Source organism: Flavobacterium sp. AJR (assembly GCF_002156885.1).
Classification (GTDB): domain Bacteria; phylum Bacteroidota; class Bacteroidia; order Flavobacteriales; family Flavobacteriaceae; genus Flavobacterium.
Window position 1 is genome coordinate 1 of record NZ_NCWQ01000100.1, and the last position, 25,106, is coordinate 25,106.

Annotated in this window: 17 protein-coding genes and 3 tRNA genes; 10 read left to right on the top strand and 10 right to left on the bottom strand. The window is 31.3% G+C overall.

The annotated features are described in order from the left end of the window. Positions 1-181 (top strand): transposase (locus B8T70_RS20535; protein WP_242667530.1); only part of this gene is annotated, 181 nt, incomplete at its 5' end. A 98-nt stretch (positions 182-279) separates the two neighbouring features. On the opposite strand, the gene B8T70_RS20540 is transcribed toward B8T70_RS20535, so the two are convergent. From B8T70_RS20540 to B8T70_RS20555, 4 genes are all read right to left on the bottom strand, one after another. Beyond that, positions 280-354 (bottom strand) — tRNA-Val (locus B8T70_RS20540). A gap of 267 nt (positions 355-621) precedes the next feature. Continuing rightward, positions 622-1,566, bottom strand: coding sequence for a PD40 domain-containing protein (locus tag B8T70_RS20545; RefSeq protein ID WP_086896054.1), 945 nt, complete (start codon positions 1,564-1,566; stop codon positions 622-624). 297 nt (positions 1,567-1,863) lie between these two features. Next, positions 1,864-2,499 (bottom strand): trans-aconitate 2-methyltransferase, encoded by a 636-nt coding sequence (locus B8T70_RS20550; RefSeq protein WP_039118285.1) that lies wholly within the window; start codon positions 2,497-2,499, stop codon positions 1,864-1,866. Positions 2,500-2,529: 30 nt separating this feature from the next. Continuing rightward, entirely contained in the window at positions 2,530-3,570 is a 1,041-nt protein-coding gene (locus B8T70_RS20555; protein WP_086896055.1) for a two-component regulator propeller domain-containing protein, read from the bottom strand. Positions 3,571-4,281: 711 nt separating this feature from the next. Between B8T70_RS20555 and B8T70_RS20560 the strand changes: the two genes are divergently transcribed. Then, entirely contained in the window at positions 4,282-5,538 is a 1,257-nt protein-coding gene (locus B8T70_RS20560) for a hypothetical protein (protein WP_086896056.1), read from the top strand. Positions 5,539-5,651: 113 nt separating this feature from the next. Here the strand turns inward: B8T70_RS20560 and B8T70_RS20565 are convergent. Continuing rightward, positions 5,652-5,725, bottom strand: a tRNA-Arg gene (locus B8T70_RS20565). 88 nt (positions 5,726-5,813) lie between these two features. Beyond that, positions 5,814-5,891: transfer RNA gene (locus B8T70_RS20570), tRNA-Val, on the bottom strand. Between the two features lie 201 nt (positions 5,892-6,092). Between B8T70_RS20570 and B8T70_RS20575 the strand changes: the two genes are divergently transcribed. After that, on the top strand, positions 6,093-7,880 hold the full coding sequence (locus tag B8T70_RS20575) for an ABC transporter ATP-binding protein (protein WP_086896057.1): 1,788 nt from the start codon (positions 6,093-6,095) through the stop codon (positions 7,878-7,880). A gap of 116 nt (positions 7,881-7,996) precedes the next feature. Here B8T70_RS20575 and B8T70_RS20580 read toward each other — a convergent pair whose 3' ends face one another. Next, positions 7,997-9,163 carry a proline dehydrogenase family protein gene (locus B8T70_RS20580; protein ID WP_086896058.1) on the bottom strand — a complete coding sequence of 389 codons (1,167 nt, stop codon included), beginning with the start codon at positions 9,161-9,163 and terminating at the stop codon, positions 7,997-7,999. 181 nt (positions 9,164-9,344) lie between these two features. Here B8T70_RS20580 and B8T70_RS20585 point away from each other — a divergent pair, with 181 nt between their 5' ends. The 7 genes from B8T70_RS20585 to recQ all read left to right on the top strand — a co-directional run bounded on the left by B8T70_RS20585 (position 9,345) and on the right by recQ (position 20,811). After that, a complete protein-coding gene (locus tag B8T70_RS20585; protein ID WP_086896059.1) occupies positions 9,345-11,633 on the top strand; it encodes an O-antigen ligase family protein in 2,289 nt (762 codons plus the stop codon). 231 nt (positions 11,634-11,864) lie between these two features. Then, positions 11,865-14,168, top strand: a complete 2,304-nt coding sequence (locus tag B8T70_RS20590) for an O-antigen ligase family protein (protein WP_086896060.1) — start codon at positions 11,865-11,867, stop codon at positions 14,166-14,168. Positions 14,169-14,359: 191 nt separating this feature from the next. Beyond that, positions 14,360-15,427, top strand: a complete 1,068-nt coding sequence (gene aroB / locus B8T70_RS20595) for a 3-dehydroquinate synthase (protein WP_086896061.1) — start codon at positions 14,360-14,362, stop codon at positions 15,425-15,427. A gap of 294 nt (positions 15,428-15,721) precedes the next feature. After that, positions 15,722-17,125, top strand: coding sequence for a decarboxylase (locus tag B8T70_RS20600; RefSeq protein WP_039114210.1), 1,404 nt, complete (start codon positions 15,722-15,724; stop codon positions 17,123-17,125). Positions 17,126-17,227: 102 nt separating this feature from the next. Further along, positions 17,228-18,196, top strand: a complete 969-nt coding sequence (locus B8T70_RS20605; RefSeq protein ID WP_039114211.1) for a deoxyhypusine synthase family protein — start codon at positions 17,228-17,230, stop codon at positions 18,194-18,196. A gap of 9 nt (positions 18,197-18,205) precedes the next feature. Then, positions 18,206-18,613: a DNA primase gene (locus B8T70_RS20610; protein WP_086896062.1), complete on the top strand. Its 408-nt coding sequence runs from the start codon at positions 18,206-18,208 to the stop codon at positions 18,611-18,613. 86 nt (positions 18,614-18,699) lie between these two features. After that, complete coding sequence (gene recQ / locus B8T70_RS20615) at positions 18,700-20,811, top strand: DNA helicase RecQ (RefSeq protein WP_086896063.1); 2,112 nt, start codon at positions 18,700-18,702, stop codon at positions 20,809-20,811. A 531-nt stretch (positions 20,812-21,342) separates the two neighbouring features. On the opposite strand, the gene B8T70_RS20620 is transcribed toward recQ, so the two are convergent. The 3 genes from B8T70_RS20620 to B8T70_RS20630 form a co-directional block, all read right to left on the bottom strand. Further along, positions 21,343-21,858 (bottom strand): DinB family protein, encoded by a 516-nt coding sequence (locus B8T70_RS20620; RefSeq protein ID WP_039120096.1) that lies wholly within the window; start codon positions 21,856-21,858, stop codon positions 21,343-21,345. 11 nt (positions 21,859-21,869) lie between these two features. Continuing rightward, a complete protein-coding gene (locus tag B8T70_RS20625) occupies positions 21,870-24,455 on the bottom strand; it encodes a phosphoenolpyruvate carboxylase (RefSeq protein ID WP_086896064.1) in 2,586 nt (861 codons plus the stop codon). A 96-nt stretch (positions 24,456-24,551) separates the two neighbouring features. After that, positions 24,552-25,031 carry an Lrp/AsnC family transcriptional regulator gene (locus tag B8T70_RS20630; protein WP_007805990.1) on the bottom strand — a complete coding sequence of 160 codons (480 nt, stop codon included), beginning with the start codon at positions 25,029-25,031 and terminating at the stop codon, positions 24,552-24,554. Positions 25,032-25,106: the final 75 nt, after the last annotated feature.

The following is a 25,106-nucleotide window of genomic DNA, read 5'->3' on the forward strand; positions in this document are numbered from 1 at the left end:
CAATATTCTGCTCAATACTATAACTTTTAACTACCAATCAATCTTAAACTATTTTGATAATAGAAGTACCAATGCTTCTGCCGAATCTTTTAATGCAAAAATAAAAGCATTTAGAAGCCAATTTAGAGGTGTAAGAAATATTGATTTCTTCTTGTTCAGATTATCTAATCTTTTTGCTTAATCCCCAACTTTTGAACCTGATCCGCATTAATTCCATAAATCAAAAATATTTCAAATAAGACATAAAAAAACTCCATTATTTCTAATGGAGTTTCTTTGTGGGCGATGAGGGGTTCGAACCCCCGACCCCCTCGGTGTAAACGAGGTGCTCTGAACCAGCTGAGCTAATCGCCCTATTTTACTAGGTTGCTATCGTTATCTGATTGCGAGTGCAAATATACAGTTAGATTTCGTATTTGCAAGCCTTTTTTTTAAATAATTTAAAAAAGTTCCATCTACACTGCTTACTTATCTTATTTGTAAGTCAGTAGACTTTTTACAAAAGACAAGTTTATTTTTAAAATTCAATGTTTTAAAACTGCTTTTTTATTTTCTAAAACAAAGCACTATCCAAAATAATCAAATGACGTAATACAAATGCCAAAATAAAATTGAAAAATGTCATAAGTATTCAGAAATATCAATCCAGACAATACTATTATAAGTATTTCCAGGAGATACTGCACTAAAAATTAATCGACTACCATCAGGAAAGAATTTTGGGTGCTGCGCATTGAGCTTAACTTTTGAATCTGTCAGTTGGACAGGAGGATTTTCAGGCTTATTTAAATTAAATAAATAGATTGCATAGCCCCCATCTCTATTGCTCTCGAAAGCAATATAGTTTCCATCAGGCGATATAGCAGGAGCCCTTCCTTGAAAATGCTTATCGATCGGTTTTAAATTTGCTGAACGCTCCATAGGTATCGATAAAAATTCATTCCCGTCCTCGACATTAAGGAAAATATAGTTATCCTCCTGATTATAACTACCGCTAGATGAAGACTGGCCAGCAAATGCTATTGATCTTGGTTTATTTGGGAAAACAGCAGGCATACCGCCTAACATCATATTGTTATTAGTATCCTTACCGTTCATGTTGGTAATAACAATATTACCGTCAATATCTAATAATGTACTGTGCGGTTTTGGCTGTTTATTGTTCATCACAACGAAACCTATAAATGTTGGATCGATAGCCCATTGCGGATAAATACAACTCGTTGTATTTTTAATCTGTTTTAAGTTATTACCTCTGGCATCAACTGTCCAAACAGTAACCTTTTTCTCATGTTCTAAATTTAAAACTATGTTATCACCAGACCAATCAGGTCTGGTTTGTTGGAGAGAATCACAGTTATTAAGAAAAAGCTGCGGAGAAGGATTTTTTAGATCACTGACAATAAAGAGCTGGGTGGCCGACGGCTCCAATTCAATATTGAATGATGTTCGTTCAAATATTACGGCTTCACCGTCCGGACCAATAGCTGGCCGGTAGTCATTAAAAAAACTATTTATACCGCCTTTCTCAAATGTAACCCAATTTAGTGCCGGATAATTGTTCATAATTTGATGGTATTATTAATTAAATAATTTAAACTTTACATTCATCAAAACCAGACACACTTCTTAAAACACTAATATTCAAACAAATAAACATTGTAGAATTTATAAAATATGAATATTTTATGTCCTATCTAAGTTGTCAATAATCTACAAACTATACTATTAAGATATGATTCTGCAGTTTCAAAAATAAATTATAAAGTACTCTAAACTAGGATATTTTAATTTTTAGACTATAAGTAAAAATACGTGATTTTAATAAATGAGTATAAATATTTAGTTTTTTATACCGTAATACTATGCCTTCTTCTTCGCAATTAATATTGTATGAATCTCAATTTCGGTTACTGATTTCTTATATTCTACTTTGAATGTTTGAAGTTCTTCAAATTTATTTTTAGCAAATTGCGTTTTTAAGTCGTCTAAATTATAAAAATAGAAATAAATTCTATCACCACTACTCCCAACTTGAAAGCCAGATTTACTGGGATTGCCCTCTACAAAACTCATATAAATCAGTCCATTTTCATTTAATAGATTATAACAATCACTGATAAATTTTTGACTATCTAACTGAGATAAATACGGCAAACAAAAGCCACAAACTATTCCGTCATATTTTGTTTTGATTTCGTCAATATATCTACTGTCCATTACAGCGAAACTTGCAGTTGGATTACTTTTACCTGCAAGTTCTATCATATTTGGTGCGATATCAATCCCGAAAATATCAAAGTCTGGCCTTTTTGACAATAAATACTTTGTAATATTACCAGGCCCACAACCGATTTCTAAAATTTTTGGATTTGCTTTATCAAATGAACTGCATACAAAATCATAAGTATCATTATATAAATCTAAGTCCATAAACTTGTCTTGATATAGCGAAGCAATTTTGTTCCAAGTTTCAAATGTTTCTTTATAGCTATCCATACTTTTGTAGTTCTTAAAATGGCGTAAATATTATTTCTGACTCTCTTTATTTTTAAAGTCCGTGACGGTCTTTCCATCATAACGATACACTCCGTTCATAGATCCAAACCAAATATTCCCATCACGAGCTTCTAAAATACCAAAAAGACCGTTTCCTCCTGATTTAATTTCGCTTACAGTAGGCTTTTTATTAGATAAAGATTTTCCGTCATACCGAAAAAGTGCCCAAACCTGACTATTGTCCCTTTGTAAACTAGTCCAAATATTACCTTTTTTATCCTCAAGTATATAACCAACAAAATTCTTCGTGAAACTGATAAATGTATTGCCATCATAGCGCCAAAGACCATCAGGTCCACCAAGCCAGATATTTCCTTTTTTATCTTCGATTAAAGAACGAACATTTTTAAAAGGTTTGTCATTATGTGTGAAAACAGAAAATGTTTTTCCATCATAAATAAAGGTGTTACCTCTTGTAGCAAACCAAAACTTGCCATTTTTATCTTCTATAATAGAATTAACTTCATAAGGACGTCTATTCGGAAAAGTTTTCCCTGTCCTATCCTCATTCATGCTATTCCCATCTATGATGTAATTTCGAAAGGATTTCCCATCGTAACGGCTTGCTCCTCCGGAAACACCAAACCAAATGTTGCCTTTTTTATCTTCATAAATACTTGTAACTTCATTATTAAGAAGACCTTCCTTAATTGTAAAATTCTGAAAGGTTTTCCCGTCGTAATAATAAACACCTGAACCTATAGAACCGAACCACAAGTTGCCATTTCTATCTTCTAAAAGAGAAAAAAAACGAGTCGAAATCACTTTACTTGTAATATTAGTAAAAGACTTTCCATCGTACCGAAAAATACCAGTAAATGTAGCAATCCAAATATTATTCTTTCTGTCCTGTATAATATTTCGACTTATCCATTGAGGCCCATAGGAAGTAATTACATCCTCAGTTTTGGAGTGGATAATAATTCCCCCACTTTCTGTTTTGTTTTGTCGACAAGAGGTATAAAGAAAAAGTATAAATAGCAAAGTACAAACCTGTAAGTATTTCTTCATTGTGTCTGATATTCGTTCAGATTATATTTTATACTAATATAAAAACAATTCTTAATAAATTATCAAATGACTTTTAGTTCACCAGATACTATCATGAATATGCATTTTGGAAGTTTTACTACTTTCTGATGGACCAAGAAAAAAGTTGTAGCAAGAAAAAACCATAAAAAAAGCTCCAAGTCAGTGATTTGAAGCGACCTCCACGAGACAAATTTCTATACATTTTATAGAAGATTTGAAGAGATTGGTGCACTATATCTTTGAATGGCTTAAAGAATTTGATTTGGATGCCCTGTTGGAGATTGAAGAAAAAATGCAAGTAATTTTGATATCTAATTTTGGCATAAAATGTAATCTGTTAATTTTTATTTATTTAATACAATAGAGACAATCTTAATTTTTTATGGCAAAGAAGACAGCAGTTCCAATATTCTTATGCCACGATTTTACCACAAGTAAGAATGTCATTAATTGAAATAATAAGCAACTTGACTACCTTAACTTTTTGTATTAAATAAGATATCAACTTGAACAAATACGGGAGTGTTTCTTTAGATTAAATACTCAAGGATTTTGTTTGTGAAAAAATGTGATATATTTGAAATCAAATAACCAATTGGCTAAAACTAAATTTAGATTAGATGGATTTAAATCATACAGATTTAATAAAAAGTTGCTCTAAGTATTGTATTAAAAAAGTTTAAGAACAGTATGAAAAAAAACATAGTTAATATTTTTATTGGTGGAATACTTCTTATTGCAGGTATTAAATTACACGACTCAAACAAGATTTTATGGAAGTATATAGGTGTTTCGCTTATAGTTTATGGAATATTTGTTATTCTTATTAAGTCAATAAAAATTATTATTAACTCAGAAAATAAATACAGACCATTAGATATTTTTGAAAAAAACAATAATAGGATCATACCAGTTTTCATTAGAAAAATATTTGAAGTTCAATTAAAAAATAATAAAAAAATTGAATTTGAAATACCGCACTACGGAACATTTCAGATAATCGATTACAATCAAAAAGGAGGAGATTTAGGAGACCCTAACGATATTGTTAAGGAAATTAACGAATTTATTAAAAGATATTATTTTCCTGTATTGAATTACTCCAAAGTTATTCCTTTTGCAACCTCTTGCAATTTCATGTATTTATTTGTTGAAGAAGGAAAAAATGACATTATTTTAATTGATTTGGATTCAGCGGATAGAAGACCACTGGTTTTAAGCAACAAAATAGATAATTATATCGATATAAATAAACTTGAATTAAGAAATGACATCTACTACTATAATGGACTCAAAAAAATCGAAGAAATCGCAGACCTAAATAGCTATTTTTTCGACACTCCAGATTGTATTTTTGAAACGAAAGATTATTTTGAACTATATACTAAAAGTTTTGATTTACTAAGAAAAAAGTTTGATTTTTCATTTTTATCTATTTTGGAAACTGAGGAAAATCACATGTTAACTGTGAATATTGAAGATCAGTCAAAAGAAATAAAATTGCAAAAATTCAGTGATTATATAGACAGTGAAAATTTCATTCAAAGTTTAAATGAAATCCTGATATTATTAAACTACGATCAAAAAAAATATTATCTGATTTCAAATAGCATATGTGATTTCGGTGTGGTATTAGCTGATAAAAAAACTTATCAAAGTTTATATGAAAATGGTTGCATTGAAATTTCTGAAGAAAAATTAAAGTTGAATTCAGAAGAACTGAATGCTATAAGGAAATATGGTGACTTAATTACAGAAATTAGTAATATTGAATTTCATCTCAACTTAACTAAGAAACAGAACGAACTTGAAGAATCAATAGTTTATGATTTTTTCTACAAAACCTCCTATAACTTTGACAATGAAGGGATTGATGAGCTAAACCGTCAGTTGAAGGTACATATAAAAAAAGTTGATTCTGGATATTCGGTATATTTCCTTATATAAAACTAGCATAAATGTATGCTGTTTGTGAGGTTAAGCAAAAACGAGCCAAACTCATTTATCAATAGGGTATATAAAAAAAGCTCCAAATCAGAGATTTGAAGCTTTTTATTTTGTGACCTCGACTGGATTCAAACCAGTAACCTCTTGAGCCGTAATCAAGTGCGCTATTCAGTTGCGCCACGAGGCCGATTGTGCAAATTTGCAATCCATACTCAACGGTAAAGTACAAGTGGGGAAAGAAATAAAAAAACTCCCTAATTTATTAAGGAGTTTTTTGGTGGGCGATGAGGGGTTCGAACCCCCGACCCCCTCGGTGTAAACGAGGTGCTCTGAACCAGCTGAGCTAATCGCCCTATTTTACTAGGTTGCTATCGTTATCTGATTGCGAGTGCAAATATACAGTTAGATTTCGTATTCGCAAGCCTTTTTTTTAAATAAATTTAAAGTTTTTTTTACTCTACTCTTTTGCAGCGTTTTAATTACGCGATGAAATGCTACATTTCTTTTGTAGTAACTTGGTATAGTCATACATTTGCATTTATAAATACTATACAATGGCAAGATTCAAAGAAAATGATTTACCAAAATCAAAAATAACCGCTACTTCACTCAATAAAGCAACCATAATATTTAAATACGCAGGAAAACACCAATGGAAATTTTATGTAGGATTGGTCTTCTTACTCTTTACAGGAGCAACTGCTCTGGCTTTTCCTAAATTAATGGGAATGCTAATAGATTGTGTTAAGAACAAAGACAATTCTGAGGCTAATATGATTGCGCTAGGATTAGTCGTTATCCTTTTTTTACAATCAATATGTTCATTCTTCAGATTATCCTTATTTGTAAATTTTACCGAAAATACGCTGGCAAATCTTCGTTCGGCACTTTACAGTAATTTAGTAAAACTACCAATGTCATTCTTTTCTCAAAAACGAGTAGGAGAATTAAATAGTCGTATAAGTGCCGATATTACTCAGATACAAGACACATTAACTTCTACAATTGCCGAGTTTTTACGTCAGTTTATATTAATTATAGGAGGAGTTATTTTATTGGCTACCGAGAGCTTAAAACTAACTTTATTAATGCTGTCTGTAGTTCCGCTTGTGGCAGTTGCAGCAGTTATTTTTGGACGTTTTATTCGTAAATATTCTAAAAAAGTACAAGATCAGGTTGCCGAAAGTCAGGTAATTGTCGAGGAAACCATGCAAGGAATTAGCATTGTAAAAGCTTTTGCTAACGAATGGTACGAAATTGCACGTTATAACGGGAAAATTAAAGAAGTAGTAAAATTAGCCATCAAAGGTGGTAAATACCGTGGTTACTTTGCTTCTTTTATCATTTTCTGTCTGTTTGGAGCAATTGTAGCAGTAGTTTGGTACGGTGTACGATTGAGTATTGCTGGCGAAATGAGCGTAGGACAATTAATATCGTTTGTACTCTACTCTACTTTTGTTGGAGCTTCTTTTGGTGGAATCGCCGAATTATATGCGCAAATCCAAAAAGCTATTGGCGCAACCGAGCGTGTTTTTGAATTATTAGACGAACATCCTGAGAAAATAAACTCACACCAAAATTCGACTGCAATCGAAAAAATACAAGGAAATGTTACCTTTAAAAACGTACAATTTAGTTATCCGTCAAGAAAAGAAATCAAGGTTTTAAAAGATGTAAATTTCACTGCTAAATTCGGTCAGAAAATTGCAATTGTTGGACCAAGTGGGGCTGGAAAATCGACAATCTCATCTTTGTTATTACGTTTTTATGATATTGATGCTGGAGAAATAATTGTAGACGGAAAAAACATCTACGATTACGATTTAGAAAATCTAAGAGGAAACATGAGTATTGTACCTCAAGATGTTATTTTATTTGGAGGAACCATCAGAGAAAACATCGCTTACGGTAAACCTGATGCAACCGAAGAAGAAATTTTAATAGCTGCCAGACAAGCCAATGCGTTTAATTTTATTGAAGGTTTCCCTGAAAAATTCGACACTTTGGTTGGAGAAAGAGGAATTAAACTTTCTGGTGGTCAGCGTCAGCGAATAGCCATTGCACGTGCATTACTTAAAAACCCAAGTATCTTAATTCTTGATGAAGCAACATCATCATTAGATAGCGAGAGCGAAAAACTAGTACAAGAAGCATTAGAGATTTTAATGCAAGGAAGAACAAGTATAATCATTGCTCATCGCCTTTCAACGATTCGTAGTGCCGACCAAATTTTGGTTCTTGATAACGGTATTATTTCAGAACAAGGAACACACCAGGAATTAATTGCGTTAGAAAACGGAACATATAAAAACTTAAGCAACTTACAATTTAGTAATTCTTAAGTTTTAAAGATGAAATCTGGAAAGTAAAATCCATAAAAAAACTCCAATTTTCATTGGAGTTTTTTTATATTAACTGGAGATTGTAATCTGCAACTGAAAACTGAGACTAAAATCTACTATCCTTTTCTTCTCTTACGCTCTGTTTTTAAAAGCTCAAGTTCTCTATTTGTTTGTCCCGCAACCGAAGTGTTTTCTTCCGCTCGACGGATAAGGTAAGGCATAACATCTTTTACAGGTCCAAATGGCAAGTATTTAGCAACATTATACCCGTTTTCGGCAAGGTTGTAGCTAATGTTATCACTCATACCGTATAACTGACCAAAACAAATTCTGTGGTCATTACTTTTAATTCCTCTTTCCTGCATCAATTGCATTAAAGTATAAGAACTGTTTTCGTTATGTGTTCCAGCAAAAATAGACATAGTTTCTAAATGCGCTAACATATATAAAACTGCTGCATCGTAATTGATATCCGTAGCTTCTTTTGATTCACAAATTGGCGAAGGATAATTTTTCTCTTCTGCTCTTTTGTTTTCTTTTTCCATGTAAGCACCACGAACCAGTTTCATACCAATGAAAAAACCTTCTGTTTTAGCTTGTTCATGCAATTTTTTCAAATAATCCAAACGATCCCAACGGTACATTTGTAATGTATTGAATATAATTGTTTTCTGTTTATTATACTTACGCATCATTTCGGTAACCAATTCATCGGCTGCATCTTGCATCCAGCTTTCTTCAGCATCAATAAGTAAAGCCACATCATTTTTATGCGCTTCCTTACATACAATATCAAAACGCTCTACTACTCTATTCCATTCCGCTTGTTCAGCAGCGTTTAAAGTTTGCTTTTCTCCTAATTTTTCATACAATTCAAAACGACCCAAACCTGTTGGTTTAAAAACCGCAAACGGAATTGCTTCACGTTCTTTGGCAAACTCAATTGTTTTTAAAGTCATTTTTAAAGCAGCATCAAATTGCTCCTCTTCTTCTTTCCCTTCTACTGAATAATCTAATACCGAACAAACACCTTTAGTGTACATTTTGTCAACAACAGTAATACAATCGTTCTCGTTTACACCACCACAAAAATGGTCGAAAACTGTAGCACGAATTAATTTTTCTACTGGCAAATTTGCTTTTAAAGCAAAGTTAGTTACAGCCGTTCCTATGCGAACTAAAGGCTGATTAGCAATCATTTTAAAAAGAAAATAAGCTCTTTCAAGTTCTGTATCACTTTTTAACGAAAATGCAACTTGTGTATTATTAAATATTTTTTCCATTATTAGGGATTTTTTTGTGCAAATATAGAGAGAGTTTGAATACTTTTTTTGTTAAAAATTCATTATTTCACATTATTAAATGCCTAAAACAAATAAAAACAAGGCAAAAATGTAAATTTTCACTTAATAAAAAAAGCTATATTTGTTAAAGAAAAAATATTAATCGATAAAATGTTTTCTTATGGCAAACAATATTGACAAACAAAATATTTCAGACACCGTTGTTATTTTTTTTACAATATCGCTTTTACTCACCAATTTCCTGCCCCATCCCAAATCTATCGATCTTCTTTATCCTCAGTTTTTATACCTATCGGGGCTAAACTTAGTAATGGGATTGTATTTTTATTTTAATCCAAATATCATTTCCACCGATACCTTTCCGCTCTTAAAAAAGAGTACTCTCTTAAGGCTATACCTCCTATTTATTATTCTTTGCGGCATATCTGTCATTAATACAAAAAACACAACTTTAGTTTTAGAGAAAATAACAGAACTAATCATCGCCTTTTGTTTAGTGATAAACTTCACCGTTTTACTAAAAAACAGACTTGATTTATTTAATAAAATTATTTTTATTGTTGGCATAACAGCCTTTTTACAATCCTGTGTCGAAATATACAATTTAAAGCTATTAGCTTCTCAGGCAACAATATCATTTGGGCTTCAGAATATGATAAAAACCACAGGAAACATTAATATTTTAGCTTCAAGCTTAACAATAAAAATTCCGTTCCTATTACTCGGAATCACTACTTTTTCAGGTTTTAAAAAATTGTTTTCATACATCACATTATTACTTGTTCTCACAACCATCCTTTTAACTGCGGCGAGAGCAACATTTATTAGTATGTTTTTAATTTTTATTGTCTATATACTCTACTATCTAAAAAATAATTCGTTTAACAAATCCTCTTTAGGAACTTGTTTATCGCTCATTATCCCGATTATTATAGCCGTATTTATTACCAATTTAGTTTTTGAAAGATCTGCAAACGAAGAACGTTACATATCATTAGGAAACCGAGTAGAACAAATAAATCTTAAGGATGAATCTATTAAAACCAGAATAACAATTTGGGGAAATTCGATACAATTAGCCAAAGAAAACCCAATTACAGGAGTTGGATTAGGAAATTATAAAGTAGAATCTATTCCGTATGAAAAAACATTAGATAACAATTCTTCTATTTCTTTACACTCACATAATGATTTCCTGGAAGTAGCTGCCGAAACAGGAATCTTAAACGGCTTGATCTATCTATCCATTTTTATTCTTATTACTTTTATCAATATAAAAAGAATCTTCAAATCAGCTGAAACTAACCGCAAAACAATTGCCTTACTAACCTTGATGATGACGATTGTTTATGGAGTCGATTCTGCTATAAACTTCCCGATGTTTCGTCCAGCAATGCTAATTTTCTTGTGTTTAATATTCGTATTAACAATCATAAATACTCCACCTCCATCAAGCCTTGAATTTGAAACTAACAAAAGTAAATCCTATTTAATACTGATTACAATAAGCATAATAACTAGCTATTTTGCCTTTTTAAACAACAAAGCTTCAAGTCTTGAATATTTAATCCAAAAAGATGTTGAAAGTTTATTTGCTACAAATAACCTAACTGGTGATGAACTACTTAAGAGAATACCAAAATATAAAAATACACTTAGCACAGCCGAATCATTTTATGAATATGCTGGTATTTATTATACGAACGAAAAAAGATATGACGACGCATTAAAATACCTTTCGAAAGCTGATAAAATAAATCCTCATTTCGGACGCATCTTCTTTTATAAAATGGTTATATCGAATGCAAAAGGAAACATAGACAGCGCTTATATCTATGCAAAACAGGCGTTTTATTTACGACCTCGAAATGTAAATTTCTTTAAAATGTCTGCCCAATTTGCACGTGCTAAAAACGATACTTTAGAGATATTTAAAGAACATAACCTCTTTATTAAATACCGAAACATTCCCGAAGCATGGGGAATTGCCGCAGAAGAACTACAAAAAAGCAATTATAACAGCTCCAAATTACTCCGTTTTATAGACAACGGTTTGCGATATCATCCTGCAGACACTCTTTTGACTAAACAGAAAAACAACATTCTAATTCAAAAATATACCAACGAAGGTCGGGATTTATTCCTAAAAAATGATTTAAAAAAGAGTCTTGAGTTATACCAGAAAGCATTAAAAATTGACCCAAATAATCCCGATACAATGCAAAACTTAGCATTCTATTATTATAGTTTGGGCAAATACCAAGATGCTAAATCATATTTTCTGGAAGCATTAAAACGTCGTGAGTTTAAATCTGGACGTACCGAATTTTTTATAGGCAATTGTTACCTAAAAACTAACGAAAGAGAAAATGCCTGTAAGTACTTTACTATTTCAAAAGCCAAAAACTTTCCTGATGCTCAGCAGCAATTAAATCTAAACTGTAAGTAATACAACATCAGAAAGTATATTTTCCTTTAAACGCCTATTTATAAAAGAATAAAATAAGCTCCTTCATGTTCTGAGTCACTTTTTAATAGATAAACAACTTGTGCATTATTGAATGTTTTTAAATTAAAAAGAGGCATTTTTTTAAATTCTTAGTTAATATAAAAAACCTACAAACTTAATTTTTAACAAGTTTTTATTGATAAAAATGTATGTTTGCAAAAATTATATATTATGAATAATATTCGAACTAACGCAAACAAAGGAATATCCATAATCCCTGAGTATATTGTTTATATTTTTATAGCACTACTTTTAATTATTGATTATATGCCAAAAGATGGCTATTTAGTCTCTAATATTCAATATTTATATATATCTGTATTAAATTTTTTAATTGGAATATATTTTTATGTGAATTCAAAAATGATTTCCAGTGACATAATTCCAAAACTAAAAAGGAGCTACATTACCAGAATCTATTTAGTCTTCTTATTAATCTGTGGATTGTCTTTTATTACCGCCAAAAACACTTCTTTAGTTATAACTAGATTTACTGAATTAATAATTGTTTTTTGTTTATTCATAAACCTTACCATCTTACTTAAAGATAAACTTTACTTACTTTACAAAATTGCTTTTATAATTTCTATTAGTGCTTTTTTTCAATCGGGGTTTGCGTTATACAATTACTCACAATTATCCAGATATGTTTCTGCAACAGAGGCTTTAACTAACCTTATCGGAAACGCTGGGAACATAAATATATTTGCGGCGAGTTTAACAATAAAAGTGCCTTTTTTATTACTAGGAATTACTCATTTTACTAGTATAAAAAAGAAATTTTTACTTTTTACACTATTTATAGTAGCCACTGCCATCTTTCTAACAGCTGCAAGAGCATCGTTACTCAATCTGTTTTTAATCTTTTTGGTTTATATTATTTATTACTTAAGATTACACTCATTTAACAAATCGAGTTTAGCAAAAAGTTTTGTATTAATTATACCTGTAGTAATTGCATTATTTGTTTCAAATCAATCCTTAAAAAAAGCCAAAGATAACGAGCGTTATAAATCAGTAACAAATAGAATTACACAAATAAGCACAGACGATGCTTCGGCACAAGCCAGGTTAACCTATTGGGGAAATACCATAAAAATAGCCCAGGCAAACCCTTTATTAGGAGTCGGATTAGGTAATTATCGTATTGAATCTATTCCCTACGAAAAATTCCATGAAAATGATTTTTCCGTTTCGTTAGACCCGCATAATGATTTTCTGGAAATTCTTGCTGAAACTGGAATCGTAAATGGTATAGTATATCTTTCTCTTTTTGTGGTTATTTTAATTATTAATTTAAGGAGAATAATAAAATCTACTGATGAGAATATAAAGATAGTTGCAGTTCTAACTTTAATGTTATTAATTGTTTATGGTGGTGATGCATTTTTCAATTTCCCTATGTACAAACCTACAATGCAATTGTTTTTTAGTTTATTATTAGCATTAACAGTAGTAAACACCCCTGTTTTAGCCAATCAAGCCTTAGATAAACCATTAAATATAAAACTATTGCCATTTTTTATTGTCCTGACAATTATTACTACTTATTCAGCTTTTATAATTTACAAAGCTTCAAATCTTGAAAGTGAAATTGCCAATGATAACATTAATATGAATTTAAAAGGAGTATTAACTGGTGATGAAATTATCAATAGAATGCCTAAATACCCTAATGTTTTCTATACCTCAGAATCGTTTTATGAATATGCTGCAATTTATTATATCCGCGAAAAAAATTATGAGAAGGCTTTATCATGTTTTAGTAAAGCAAGTAAAATCAACCCTTACTCAGGTCGAATAAACTTCTACAAATATTTCATTTCTAAAGAGAAAGGAAATCTGGATAGTGCATATGTTTATATAAAAGAAGCTTTTTACTTACGTCCAAGAAATTTATTATTTTATAAATATGCTACTAATTTGGCAGCCATAAAAAAAGATACTCTTGAAATACTTAAAGAACATAAGCTATTTTCTGAATATAGAAAAACCCCAGAAGCATGGAGTGTACCTGCTATGGAATTACAAAAAGCGAATTTTAACCAAAAGAGTTTAGTCCGTTTTATAGATCAGGGATTAAAAGAGATACCAAATGACAGTACTTTAGTTAAACTAAAAAAAGATATTCTAGTCAAGAAATACACTTTTGAAGGACAAATTTACCTATCCCAATCAAAATTTGACAAATCACTCGAATCTTTTGAAAAGGCTCTAAAAGTCGATTCTGAGAACTTTTATTTATTACAAAGTATCGGTTTAAATTATTATTTTTCGGGAAAATACAAACAGGCTATAAACTATTTTTTGAATGCAATAAAACTTCCTGATGCAAATGATGGAACAGCAGAATATTATATTGGTATTTGCTATTTAAAAAGTAATGATCCTGAAAATGCTTGTAAATATTTTAATTTATCTAAAGCCAAAAACTTTCCTGATGCTCAGCAGCAATTAAATCTAAACTGTAAGTAATACAACTAATTATAAAAATAAAACAACCTCTTTTACGTTTCATTTCATTACTTTTAACAGAAAAGTAAGTTGTTTGTTATTGAATATTTTTTCTCTTATTAGTTAGTATTTTATGCAAATTAGAGAGCAGGTTTGAATATTTTTTAGTTTAAAATGCCTTATTTTTGCGCTTTCAATTAACTACAGAAAACATGCAATCAATTCACGCCAATAATTATCCGATACATTTTAATCAAAATGCATACGAAGCTTTAAATAATCATTTAAAAGAAAATAAGTATTCAAACCTGTTCATTGTTGTAGATACTGACACAAATGAATATTGTTTACCTAAATTTTTACCTTTATTAGAAACGGACTTAACTATCGAAATTATCGAGTTTGAATCAGGTGAAATCAATAAGAATATTGAAACTTGCATCGAAATATGGAAAGTTCTAACGGAGCTTGGTGCTGATAGAAAAACATTGGTTATTAATCTTGGTGGTGGCGTTGTTACCGATTTGGGTGGTTTTGTAGCTTCTACATTTAAACGTGGAGTTGATTTTATACACATCCCAACTACTTTATTATCTATGGTAGATGCATCTGTAGGTGGTAAAAATGGTGTTGACTTAGGAAATTTAAAAAACCAGATTGGTGTTATCAATGTACCTAAAATGGTATTAATTGATACGCAATACCTGGAAACTCTACCTCAAAGCGAGATGCGTTCTGGTCTTGCCGAAATGCTAAAACACGGATTAATTTACGACGCTGCATATTGGGAGAAATTTTTAGATTTAAAAGCTATTGATTTTGCAGATCTTGACGAGTTGATTTATCGCTCGGTAGAGATTAAAAACGAGATTGTAATGCAAGATCCTACTGAAAAACATATTCGTAAGGCTTTAAATTTCGGACATACATTAGGACACGCTATCGAAAGTTACTTTTTAGAAAATGAAAATAAGAAAACATTACTACATGGTGAGGCAATTGCTATAGGTATGATTCTGGAAAGTTACATATCGTTACACAAAAATTTAATTACAAAAGAGGAATATTCACAGATAAAATCGGCTATAAAATCTATTTATGACGATGTTATTATTGAAGAAAATGATATCGAACCTATCTTAGAATTACTAATTCATGATAAGAAAAACGAATATGGTTTAATTCAGTTTGCATTAATAGAAGGAATCGGGAAAATAAAGATCAATCAATCGGTTGAAAATGAATTAATTCTTGAGTCCTTTCAAGATTACAAATCTTAACGTATTTTTTAATAAAAAAGCTTTGCTTTACGTATATAATATTTTTTACATTTGCAGCGTGAAAAAAAATCAAAAACAAAAAGAATTCCGTTCATACAAGAACCAAGTCAATACTTCATTCCTGAGGATATTGAACCGTTTTTATAATATAAAAGGAAACTATTGTTTTGACCTGTTTCAATGTACAAAAGCGGAGCACGAGAAACTACAAATCGTGTATGCAAATATTCGGGTTTGAATTTTAGATTATTTTATTGTTTACCACATAATTTAATTTAAAATATACATATCTCAATGAATACAAAATATTCTGATTTAATCAATCAAACTTATTACTTTCCTCAAGAGGAATTTACTTTAAACAAAGACAACCTTCAATTCCACAACATCGATTTGATGAAATTAGTAGAGAAATATGGCACGCCATTAAAATTTACTTATTTACCTCAAATTTCTAATAATATCAACAAAGCAAAAAGTTGGTTTAGAAAATCGATGGAAAAAAATAAATACGAAGCTAAATACTATTACTGCTATTGTACTAAAAGTTCGCATTTTGAGTTTATCATGAATGAAGCTTTCAAAAACAATATCCACATAGAAACTTCTTCGGCGTTTGACATCAATATCGCGGAAAATTTATTGGAGAATGGCAAGATTAACAAAAATACACATATAATATGTAATGGTTTTAAAAGAGACCAATACGTAACTAATATTGCAAGACTTATAAATAATGGTCATAAAAACACCATTCCGATAATTGATAATTACGAAGAACTTGATTTGCTTCAGGCAGAAATAAAAGGTAAATTTAAAATCGGAATTAGAATTGCTGCCGAAGAAGAACCAAAATTTGAGTTCTATACTTCGAGATTAGGAATTGGATACAAAAATATTGTTCCTTTTTATAAAAAAGAGATCAAAGAAAATAAAAATTTGGAACTAAAAATGTTGCACTTTTTTATTAATACAGGTATCAACGACAATGCATATTACTGGAATGAGTTGGTAAAATGTATTAAAGTTTATGTAGCTTTAAAAAAGGAATGCCCTACTCTAGATGGTTTGAACATCGGAGGTGGATTCCCAATTAAAAACTCATTGGCTTTTGAGTACGATTACCAATACATGATTGATGAAATTATCAATCAAATTAAAATTGCTTGTGATGAAGCTGAAGTAGATGTTCCTAATATTTTTACTGAATTCGGTTCATTTACCGTAGGTGAAAGTGGTGGTGCGATTTATCAGATTCTTTACCAAAAACAACAAAATGACAGAGAAAAATGGAATATGATTGATTCTTCTTTCATAACTACTTTACCTGACACTTGGGCAATTAACAAACGATTTATTATGCTGGCTGTAAACCGGTGGAATGATACTTACGAACGGGTTCTATTAGGCGGACTTACTTGTGATAGTGACGATTATTACAATTCCGAACAAAATATGAATGCCATTTACTTACCTAAATATAATAAAGAAAAGCCTTTATATATTGGTTTCTTCAATACAGGAGCTTATCAGGAAACGATTGGTGGTTATGGAGGATTACACCACTGTTTAATCCCACAACCTAAGCACATTTTGATAGATAGAGATGAGAATGGATTTTTGGCAACTGAAGTCTTTTCAGAAGAGCAAACATCAGATCAAGTATTGAAGATATTAGGGTACAGTAAAAAACAATAAAAAAAATCGCAAATTGTACTATATTTTTATAAATTTTATTAATTTGCATAACAATCTTTAAGGGTTTTTATAACCTTTGAATTCAAAAAAAAAAAAGAAAAAATGAAAGGACCAATTAGTCAGTTTATTGAAAAACATTATTTACACTTTAACTCTGCATCTTTAGTTGATGCTGCAAAAGCATACGAGCAACAATTGGCAAATGGAGCCAAAATGATGGTAAGTATGGCTGGAGCAATGAGTACTGCCGAAATTGGAAAGATTTTTGCAGAAATAATTCGTCAGGACAAAGTTCAAATCATTTCTTGTACAGGTGCAAATCTAGAAGAAGACATCATGAATCTAGTAGCACACTCTCACTACGAAAGAGTGCCTAACTATCGTGATTTAACTCCTCAGGATGAGTGGGATTTATTAGAGAGAGGACTAAACAGAGTTACAGATACTTGTATCCCTGAGCATGAAGCATTCCGTCGTTTGCAAAAACATATCTACAAAATATGGAAAGATGCAGATGATAAAGGAGAGCGTTATTTCCCACATGAATTCATGTACAAAATGTTACTTTCTGGTGTATTAGAAGAATACTACGAAATTGACTTAAAAGATAGCTGGATGTATGCTGCAGCAGAGAAAAATTTACCTATTATTGTACCAGGATGGGAAGATAGCACAATGGGGAACATTTTCGCTTCATACGTAATCAAAGGTGAATTAAAAGCATCTACGATGAAATCTGGAATCGAATATATGGTTTTCTTATCAGATTGGTACCCTAAAAATAGCACTAACGGAATTGGATTTTTCCAAATTGGTGGTGGTATTGCTGGAGATTTCCCAATTTGTGTGGTACCAATGTTATACCAAGATATGGAAATGCACGATGTTCCGTTTTGGAGCTATTTCTGTCAAATTTCAGATTCAACAACCAGTTATGGTTCATACTCTGGAGCCGTTCCTAATGAAAAAATTACTTGGGGTAAATTAGATATTAAAACACCTAAGTTCATTATAGAGTCAGACGCTACCATTGTAGCACCGTTAATTTTTGCATATTTATTAGATTTATAGAATAACTTTATGAAAAGAGTAATAGTTGATTACGCTAAACTTACCAATGAAATTTTAAACTTATTAGTTGATAAATTTCCTGATGGTTATGATGATTCGGATGTTATCCGTTTTAGAAATGCTAAAAACGAATTGATAGAAGCCGTTGAAGTACGTACAGAAGATACTATCTATTTAGTAAAAATTAGTACTAAACTTGCTGATAGAATTGAAAATTACGATGAAGATGATGAAATCGATGCAGATGTTGACACAATCGAACCAATAAAAGGTCTTGATCTAGACGACGACGCTGCTGACGATGACGACGATGAAGATGAAAACTTAGACAAGCCAGATCTTGACGGAGATGATGACGATGAAGACCGTGAGAAAGATATCGCCGATGAGGATGATGACGAAGAAGATGAAGATTAATTAATCTGAATATTTCAAAATAAAAAAGGAACTCATATTATGAGTTCCTTTTTTATTTAGTAAATTACCTACAAAAATATAAGCCAATGAAAACAGAAATATTACACGCCAAGCTAAAAGAAAATTTTGGATTTGAAAAATTCAGACCAAACCAGGAAGATATTATAAATACAATACTTTCTGGTCGGGATACTTTAGCAATTATGCCAACTGGTGGAGGAAAATCTATCTGTTTTCAGTTACCGGCATTAGTATTGCCAGGAATTACAATCGTTATTTCTCCTCTTATTGCCTTGATGAAAGATCAAGTCGATAGCTTGAAAGCAAACGGAATTGCTGCTTGTTTTATAAACAGTAGCCAATCTGAGCAAGAGCAGCAATTTTATATGGAAAGCTTAAAATCTAACACAATAAAGTTGGTTTACATAGCTCCCGAAAGCTTATCTTATCTAGATATTATTTTTAATCAATTAACGGTAAGCTTAATAGCAATAGACGAAGCGCATTGTATCTCGGCTTGGGGACATGATTTCCGTCCTGCTTATACTAATTTAGGATATCTAAAAAATCGCTTCCCCTCTACTCCTGTCCTTGCATTAACGGCAACTGCCGATAAAGCGACGAGAACCGACATTACAAAACAACTAAATTTAAATAACCCGAAAACGGTTGTTGCTTCTTTTGATAGAAAAAATTTAAGTCTGGAAGTACGTCCTGCTCTCGACAGAGTAAAACAAATTATAGATTTTATAGAAAAGAAACCTCATGAGTCTGGGATCGTTTATTGCTTAAGTAGAAAAACAACCGAAGAACTTGCCCAAAAATTACAAAAAAGAGGAATTAATGCCAAAGCATATCATGCTGGTCTAGATAATAAACTACGTTCTAAAACTCAGGATGATTTTATAAACGACGATTGCCAGGTTGTTTGTGCCACAATTGCTTTTGGGATGGGAATCGATAAATCAAATGTTCGTTGGGTAATTCATTACAATTTACCTAAAAATATAGAGGGTTATTATCAGGAAATCGGAAGAGCTGGTCGTGATGGTTTGCCATCAGAAACTATTTTGTTCGAAAGTTACAGCGATGTTATTCAGTTGCAGAAATTTGCTTCTGAAGGTTTAAACGCCGAAGTACAACTTGCAAAATTAGAACGAATGAAACAATATGCGGACGCTTTAAGCTGTCGCAGAAAAATCTTGCTTTCTTATTTTGGCGAATTAGTAAATGAAAACTGTGGTAACTGTGATATTTGCAAAAATCCTCCTAAGTTTTTTGATGGAACCGTTATTGCTCAAAAAGCGCTATCAGCCATTACACGTTTACAAGAAAAAGAAACTTTAGCAGTAATTGTCGACTTTCTTAGAGGTTCTAAAAACGCTCATATTTACGAAAACGAATATCAGAATTTAAAAACTTATGGTATTGGTGCCGATATTTCTTGGTACGATTGGAACCAATATTTAATTCAGTTGATCAATTTAGGCTATTGCGAAATTGCTTTTCACCAACACAATAAAATTTTACTGACTTCTTTTGCTAAAAAAGTATTGTTTGAAGGAGAAAAAGTTCAGCTTACAACAGTAGTTAAGAAAGCTATTGAGCAAATTGAAATACAAGAAAAAGCTACTAAAGCTAAGCCAAATTCTCTTTTTGAAATACTCAGACAATTGCGCTACAAAATCTCTAAAGAAGAAGAAGTTCCAGCTTATGTAATTTTTAGCGATGCTGTTTTAAGGCAAATGGAATTATTACGACCAATGAGCGATGATGAACTTATCGCAATTGACGGAGTCGGAAAAGCCAAACTCGAGAAGTATGGTTCCGATTTTGTAAATGCAATAATCGATTTTTTCAAAAGCAAAAAAGCTCCAAAGGCAAAATCTAAAAAAGAAAGCAGCACATATAAAGTAACCTTAGAGTTATTTCAGGAAGGGATTTCTATTGAGGCTATCGCAGCAAAAAGAAAACTTGGTATTTCGACAATTGCATCTCACTTAGCCAAGCTTTATGTTGATGGGCATGATATTAATTTATCTGATTATGTCTCTGATGCCGAAGTTATCCAGATAAGAAAAGCCCAAGTAAAACTTGAAAATCCTGAAACACTAAAGCCCTATTATGACTTTTTTGAAGAGCAAATTTCTTATGATAAAATACGTTTAGGTCTGGCGATTATTGAGAAGAATTATTAAAATATGATAAATTCACGTACTCATTAAACGATATTACACCTCTAAATCTTTGTCAAAGTTTTGAACTTTGACAAAGATTATTGTGTTTCTTACAGAGATTTATCGCACTCAAAAAAACAAGCTTGCAGAAAATTATCCATCAAAATTGAGACGAATTATATTTTTATTCGTTTAAAAAATCCGTTTTATCAACGTTTTTGCTTTAGCAAATCCGTATCATCTGCGTTCCTTTAAGACTTTCTAGCGGAATCGAAGGACACAAACTACTCGCATATCAACAAAAACAAGACAAATTGCAATTACTCTTCGACTCGACTCAGGAGGACAAATTTGAAACTTTAATCACAAAATCTTTTAGAAACTAGGATAATCCTTAGCCCTGATGGGAACGGCATCCTTTTTATTTTTCCTTTAAAAATAAAAAGATATAGTGTCCCGATAACTATCGGGAAGCAGGAATAGCTCCAAAAAAAAATCCTGTGAATTACTATTTCACAGGACTTTTAATATTTAATTGTAGCGTTTTATTAACTACAAATATCTTTCTTGAAAAACTTTTTGATGATGTTTTTGGTGACCAATAATTACAAAACCCAAAGCTCTAACTGATATCTGATTATTTGATGCTGTACCAATTCGTTTAAGCTGCTCTTCTGATAAACTTTTATAGAACAATAAATTCGAATGTCTTACTGCCGAAAGTTCCGTTAATAGATCCTGAATGCTTCTTGCGTTTGCATTCGTATTATCTACATAATCATTTTCATCAAAACTTGGCAATCCTGTTTTATCGTTTCTAGAAAAACGTAAAGCACGATATGCAAAAATACGTTCGGTGTCGATTATGTGCTGAATGATTTCTTTGATTGTCCATTTTCCTTCGGCATAACGATAATCAAATTTATCCATTGGGATATTCTGAACAAACTTTATAAAATCATGCAAAGAAATTTCTAATTCTTCAATCAAATTTACATCTCCTGCTTCACGGATATAAGTTGTAAATCCGCCAGAATACTCGTTTTCTAATAATTGTGATCCTAACATAATAATTAAATTTAAGCTGAATTTCTACTTGCGTTTGTATTTCCGAAAAGCGAACGCGTTACTATTTTCTCATAAACTTTGATTAGGTCTTCATCGACTTTATCTTGCTTGTTTAATTCATTAATTCTTAACAAAGCATATTGTTGTATTGTTAACAATGGCAATACTATACGCTCTCTTATCTGAATTGATGCTTTACCATCAGGATAATTCTCCATTAACTCTTTATGTCCGGCTATTTTTAATAAGAGACGTTTAGTTTCCGAAAATTCATCGTAGATAATTTGCCAAAACTCTCCAAATTCAGGGTCTTTCCTCATGTAAGCTGTTAATGGTAAAAATGATTTTGCCAATGACATCATACTATTTTCTAACAAGGTTTTAAAGAATAATGAATTATCATATAAATCCTGAACTTTTTCCCATTGGTTTGTTTCTTCAAAATGTCTTAAAGCTGAACCTACCCCAAAGAAACCTGGTACATTTTGCTTTAACTGACTCCAAGAACCTACAAACGGAATAGCTCGTAAATCGGCAAAATCCAGATTCTCTGACTTGCTTCTTTTTGATGGTCGACTACCTATATTTGTTTTAGAGTAATATTTTAAAGTACTCATTTTTTCCAGATAAGGAATAAACTTAGGATGATTCTTAAAGCTTAAATACTCTTGATACCCTAGTTCTGCTAGTTGATCTAATATATCTTTTTCATCTACAGTCAACTCATTTTTACCTTTACTAAATACCTGATTTGTAACTCCAGCACTTAATAAATTCTCTAAATTATAGCGACAAGAATCTAATGTTCCAAAATTTGAACTAATAGTTTGTCCTTGTATTGTAATCTGAATTTCGTTATTCTCGATTTTTGGACCTAGTGAAGCATAAAATTTATGTGTTTTTCCTCCTCCACGAGCTGGTGGTCCTCCACGTCCGTCAAAGAAAATAGCTTTAATTCCGTATTTTCTTGAGATTTCGGTAAGTGCTTCTTTGGCCCTGTATATACTCCAGTTTGCCATTAAATACCCTCCATCTTTTGTGCCGTCTGAGAATCCTAACATTATAGTCTGCTTGTTTCCTCTTTCTATCAGGTGTTTTGCATATTCTGGATTTGTGTACAATTGCTCCATAATTTTATGGGCTTTTTGTAAATCATCAACAGATTCAAAAAGTGGGATTATATCAACTGTTGGACTTTCCCAATTGTTTAATCTAATCAATGCAAAAGTCTCCATTACATTCAGCGCACTTTCGTTATTACTGATTATATAGCGATTTGCTCCATACTCTCCATTATTTTCTTGTATGGTTTTAATAGCTTGAATTGACTCTATTGTTGATTTTGTAATTTCGTTTTCAAACACATTAGGATTAAGATCTCCTTTTACTTTTGAAAGGATTGCTATCTTTTCGTTCTCTGATAAATCATAATAATTAGCAGGAAATACAGTAGAGTTAGACTTTAAGTAATATGTTACAACATCTTTAAAAACAGCATCATGTATTTTACTATTCTGACGAATATCTAGTGTTGCAAAATAAAAACCAAACAAGTTAATTTTTATAAGTAACGCCTCTAATTCGTCTAAATATAACGACTGGTGCTTCTCGATAATTATATCTTTTATCTTGTTTAATTGTGTTTTAAACTCGTCTAAAGTGATGTAAATTTCCCCTTTTGAATAAAAAACAGAACGATATAATTTAAACTCTAAATCCGAAACTAATGTATCTACTCCCGCAAAAGTCAGTTTTCTTTTTAGGTTGCGTATCTCTACATAGTAACATTTTAGAATCGAAGTTCTCAAACGTTCTGCAACTTTTAAGGTAATTGCTGTGGTTACAAATGGGTTTCCGTCACGGTCTCCTCCTGGCCAAAATCCTAGTTTTATCAATGGATTTTGAATTGATTTTCCGTGAAAGATATTCCTTTGAAGATAATGTACTATTTCGCCCGAAGTTTCGTAAAATACATTCTCTAAGTACCAAATTAAACTTACCGCTTCGTCGTAAGGATTTGGTTTTTCGTTTTGTATAAATGGTGTTTTTCCTAATTGAGCAAGTAATTTCTTAATTTTAAGCAAATCATTTGCACGAATCGCATCGGTTAGGTCATTAATAATACCTAATACTGGCCCTGGGTAAAATTGCGTAGGGTGCGCAGTTAAAACGGTACGAACATTAAAGTCTTCTAAAAACTCTACTAAATCATCTTCTTTTTCTTTAGCATCAGACTTTTCTTTGATATCACGAAGCGATCCTCTTCCTTCCATATTGTTTACAGTAGGAAAAGCTGCATCTTCGATAGCATCAAACAATACAATTTGTCGCTCGATATATTGAATAAATCGAAACATTAAGTCGATTTTATCTTTCTCGGAAGCATTATTTAAATACTTTCCTGAGAAAAAATTCACAATTTCTTTAGGTGTTTCTTGTTTTTTGAAGCCTGTTTCGCAAACTTCAGTAAATAAAGGAAGTAAAACCCCAGTATTATCAATAGAATCAAATGGCAATGTAATAAAGACACTATTGTAAATATGGTATTTAGAAAGAACGTCTTGATTAAAACGTTCAATTTTAGGAAGCGTATACATAATGTGTTATAGTTGGTTGGTTGTTAATAGTTAATTTTTCATAAAAAAACCCCAAGAAAAACTTGAGGTTATATTCAATATAGCATTCAAGGTCAATTACATATTTTTAAAAATAGTATGCATCAAACGCTTCTTATCATTAATACTTTCTTCTAACGAGATCATAGTTTCTGTTCTGTAAACTCCTTCGATATCATCAATCATAAAGATAACTTCTTTAGCATGTTTCGTATCCTTTGCTCTTATTTTACAGAAAATATTGAATTTTCCTGTAGTTACAGATGCTACTGTTACGAATGGAATTTGATTAATACGCTCTAAAACAAATTTTGTTTGAGATGTATTATTCAAGAAAACACCTACATAAGCTATAAATGAATATCCTAATTTATCATAATCCAAGGCTAATGAAGATCCCATTATTATTCCGGCATCTTCCATTTTTTTCACCCTTACATGTACTGTTCCTGCAGATATCAATAATTTTTTTGCAATGTCAGTAAACGGTACTCTTGTGTTGTCTATCAACATGTCTAAAATCTGGTGATCTACTTCATCCAAACGAAATTTACTCATAATTCTTTAATTAATATTACTAATTGCTATTACAAAGTATAAAAATATATATAAAAAATAACAAAATGACAAAAA

Bases quoted from the DNA above. Each gene is read 5' to 3' on its own strand.
- B8T70_RS20575 (WP_086896057.1), top strand. From the start codon at position 6,093: ATGGCAAGATTCAAAGAAAATGATTTACCAAAATCAAAAATAACCGCT.
- B8T70_RS20605 (WP_039114211.1), top strand. From the start codon at position 17,228: ATGAAAGGACCAATTAGTCAGTTTATTGAAAAACATTATTTACACTTT.
- aroB (WP_086896061.1), top strand. From the start codon at position 14,360: ATGCAATCAATTCACGCCAATAATTATCCGATACATTTTAATCAAAAT.
- B8T70_RS20590 (WP_086896060.1), top strand. From the start codon at position 11,865: ATGAATAATATTCGAACTAACGCAAACAAAGGAATATCCATAATCCCT.
- B8T70_RS20585 (WP_086896059.1), top strand. From the start codon at position 9,345: ATGGCAAACAATATTGACAAACAAAATATTTCAGACACCGTTGTTATT.
- B8T70_RS20555 (WP_086896055.1), bottom strand. From the start codon at position 3,570: ATGAAGAAATACTTACAGGTTTGTACTTTGCTATTTATACTTTTTCTT.
- B8T70_RS20545 (WP_086896054.1), bottom strand. From the start codon at position 1,566: ATGAACAATTATCCGGCACTAAATTGGGTTACATTTGAGAAAGGCGGT.
- B8T70_RS20600 (WP_039114210.1), top strand. From the start codon at position 15,722: ATGAATACAAAATATTCTGATTTAATCAATCAAACTTATTACTTTCCT.
- B8T70_RS20630 (WP_007805990.1), bottom strand. From the start codon at position 25,031: ATGAGTAAATTTCGTTTGGATGAAGTAGATCACCAGATTTTAGACATG.
- recQ (WP_086896063.1), top strand. From the start codon at position 18,700: ATGAAAACAGAAATATTACACGCCAAGCTAAAAGAAAATTTTGGATTT.
- B8T70_RS20610 (WP_086896062.1), top strand. From the start codon at position 18,206: ATGAAAAGAGTAATAGTTGATTACGCTAAACTTACCAATGAAATTTTA.
- B8T70_RS20625 (WP_086896064.1), bottom strand. From the start codon at position 24,455: ATGTATACGCTTCCTAAAATTGAACGTTTTAATCAAGACGTTCTTTCT.
- B8T70_RS20580 (WP_086896058.1), bottom strand. From the start codon at position 9,163: ATGGAAAAAATATTTAATAATACACAAGTTGCATTTTCGTTAAAAAGT.
- B8T70_RS20560 (WP_086896056.1), top strand. From the start codon at position 4,282: ATGAAAAAAAACATAGTTAATATTTTTATTGGTGGAATACTTCTTATT.
- B8T70_RS20550 (WP_039118285.1), bottom strand. From the start codon at position 2,499: ATGGATAGCTATAAAGAAACATTTGAAACTTGGAACAAAATTGCTTCG.
- B8T70_RS20620 (WP_039120096.1), bottom strand. From the start codon at position 21,858: ATGTTAGGATCACAATTATTAGAAAACGAGTATTCTGGCGGATTTACA.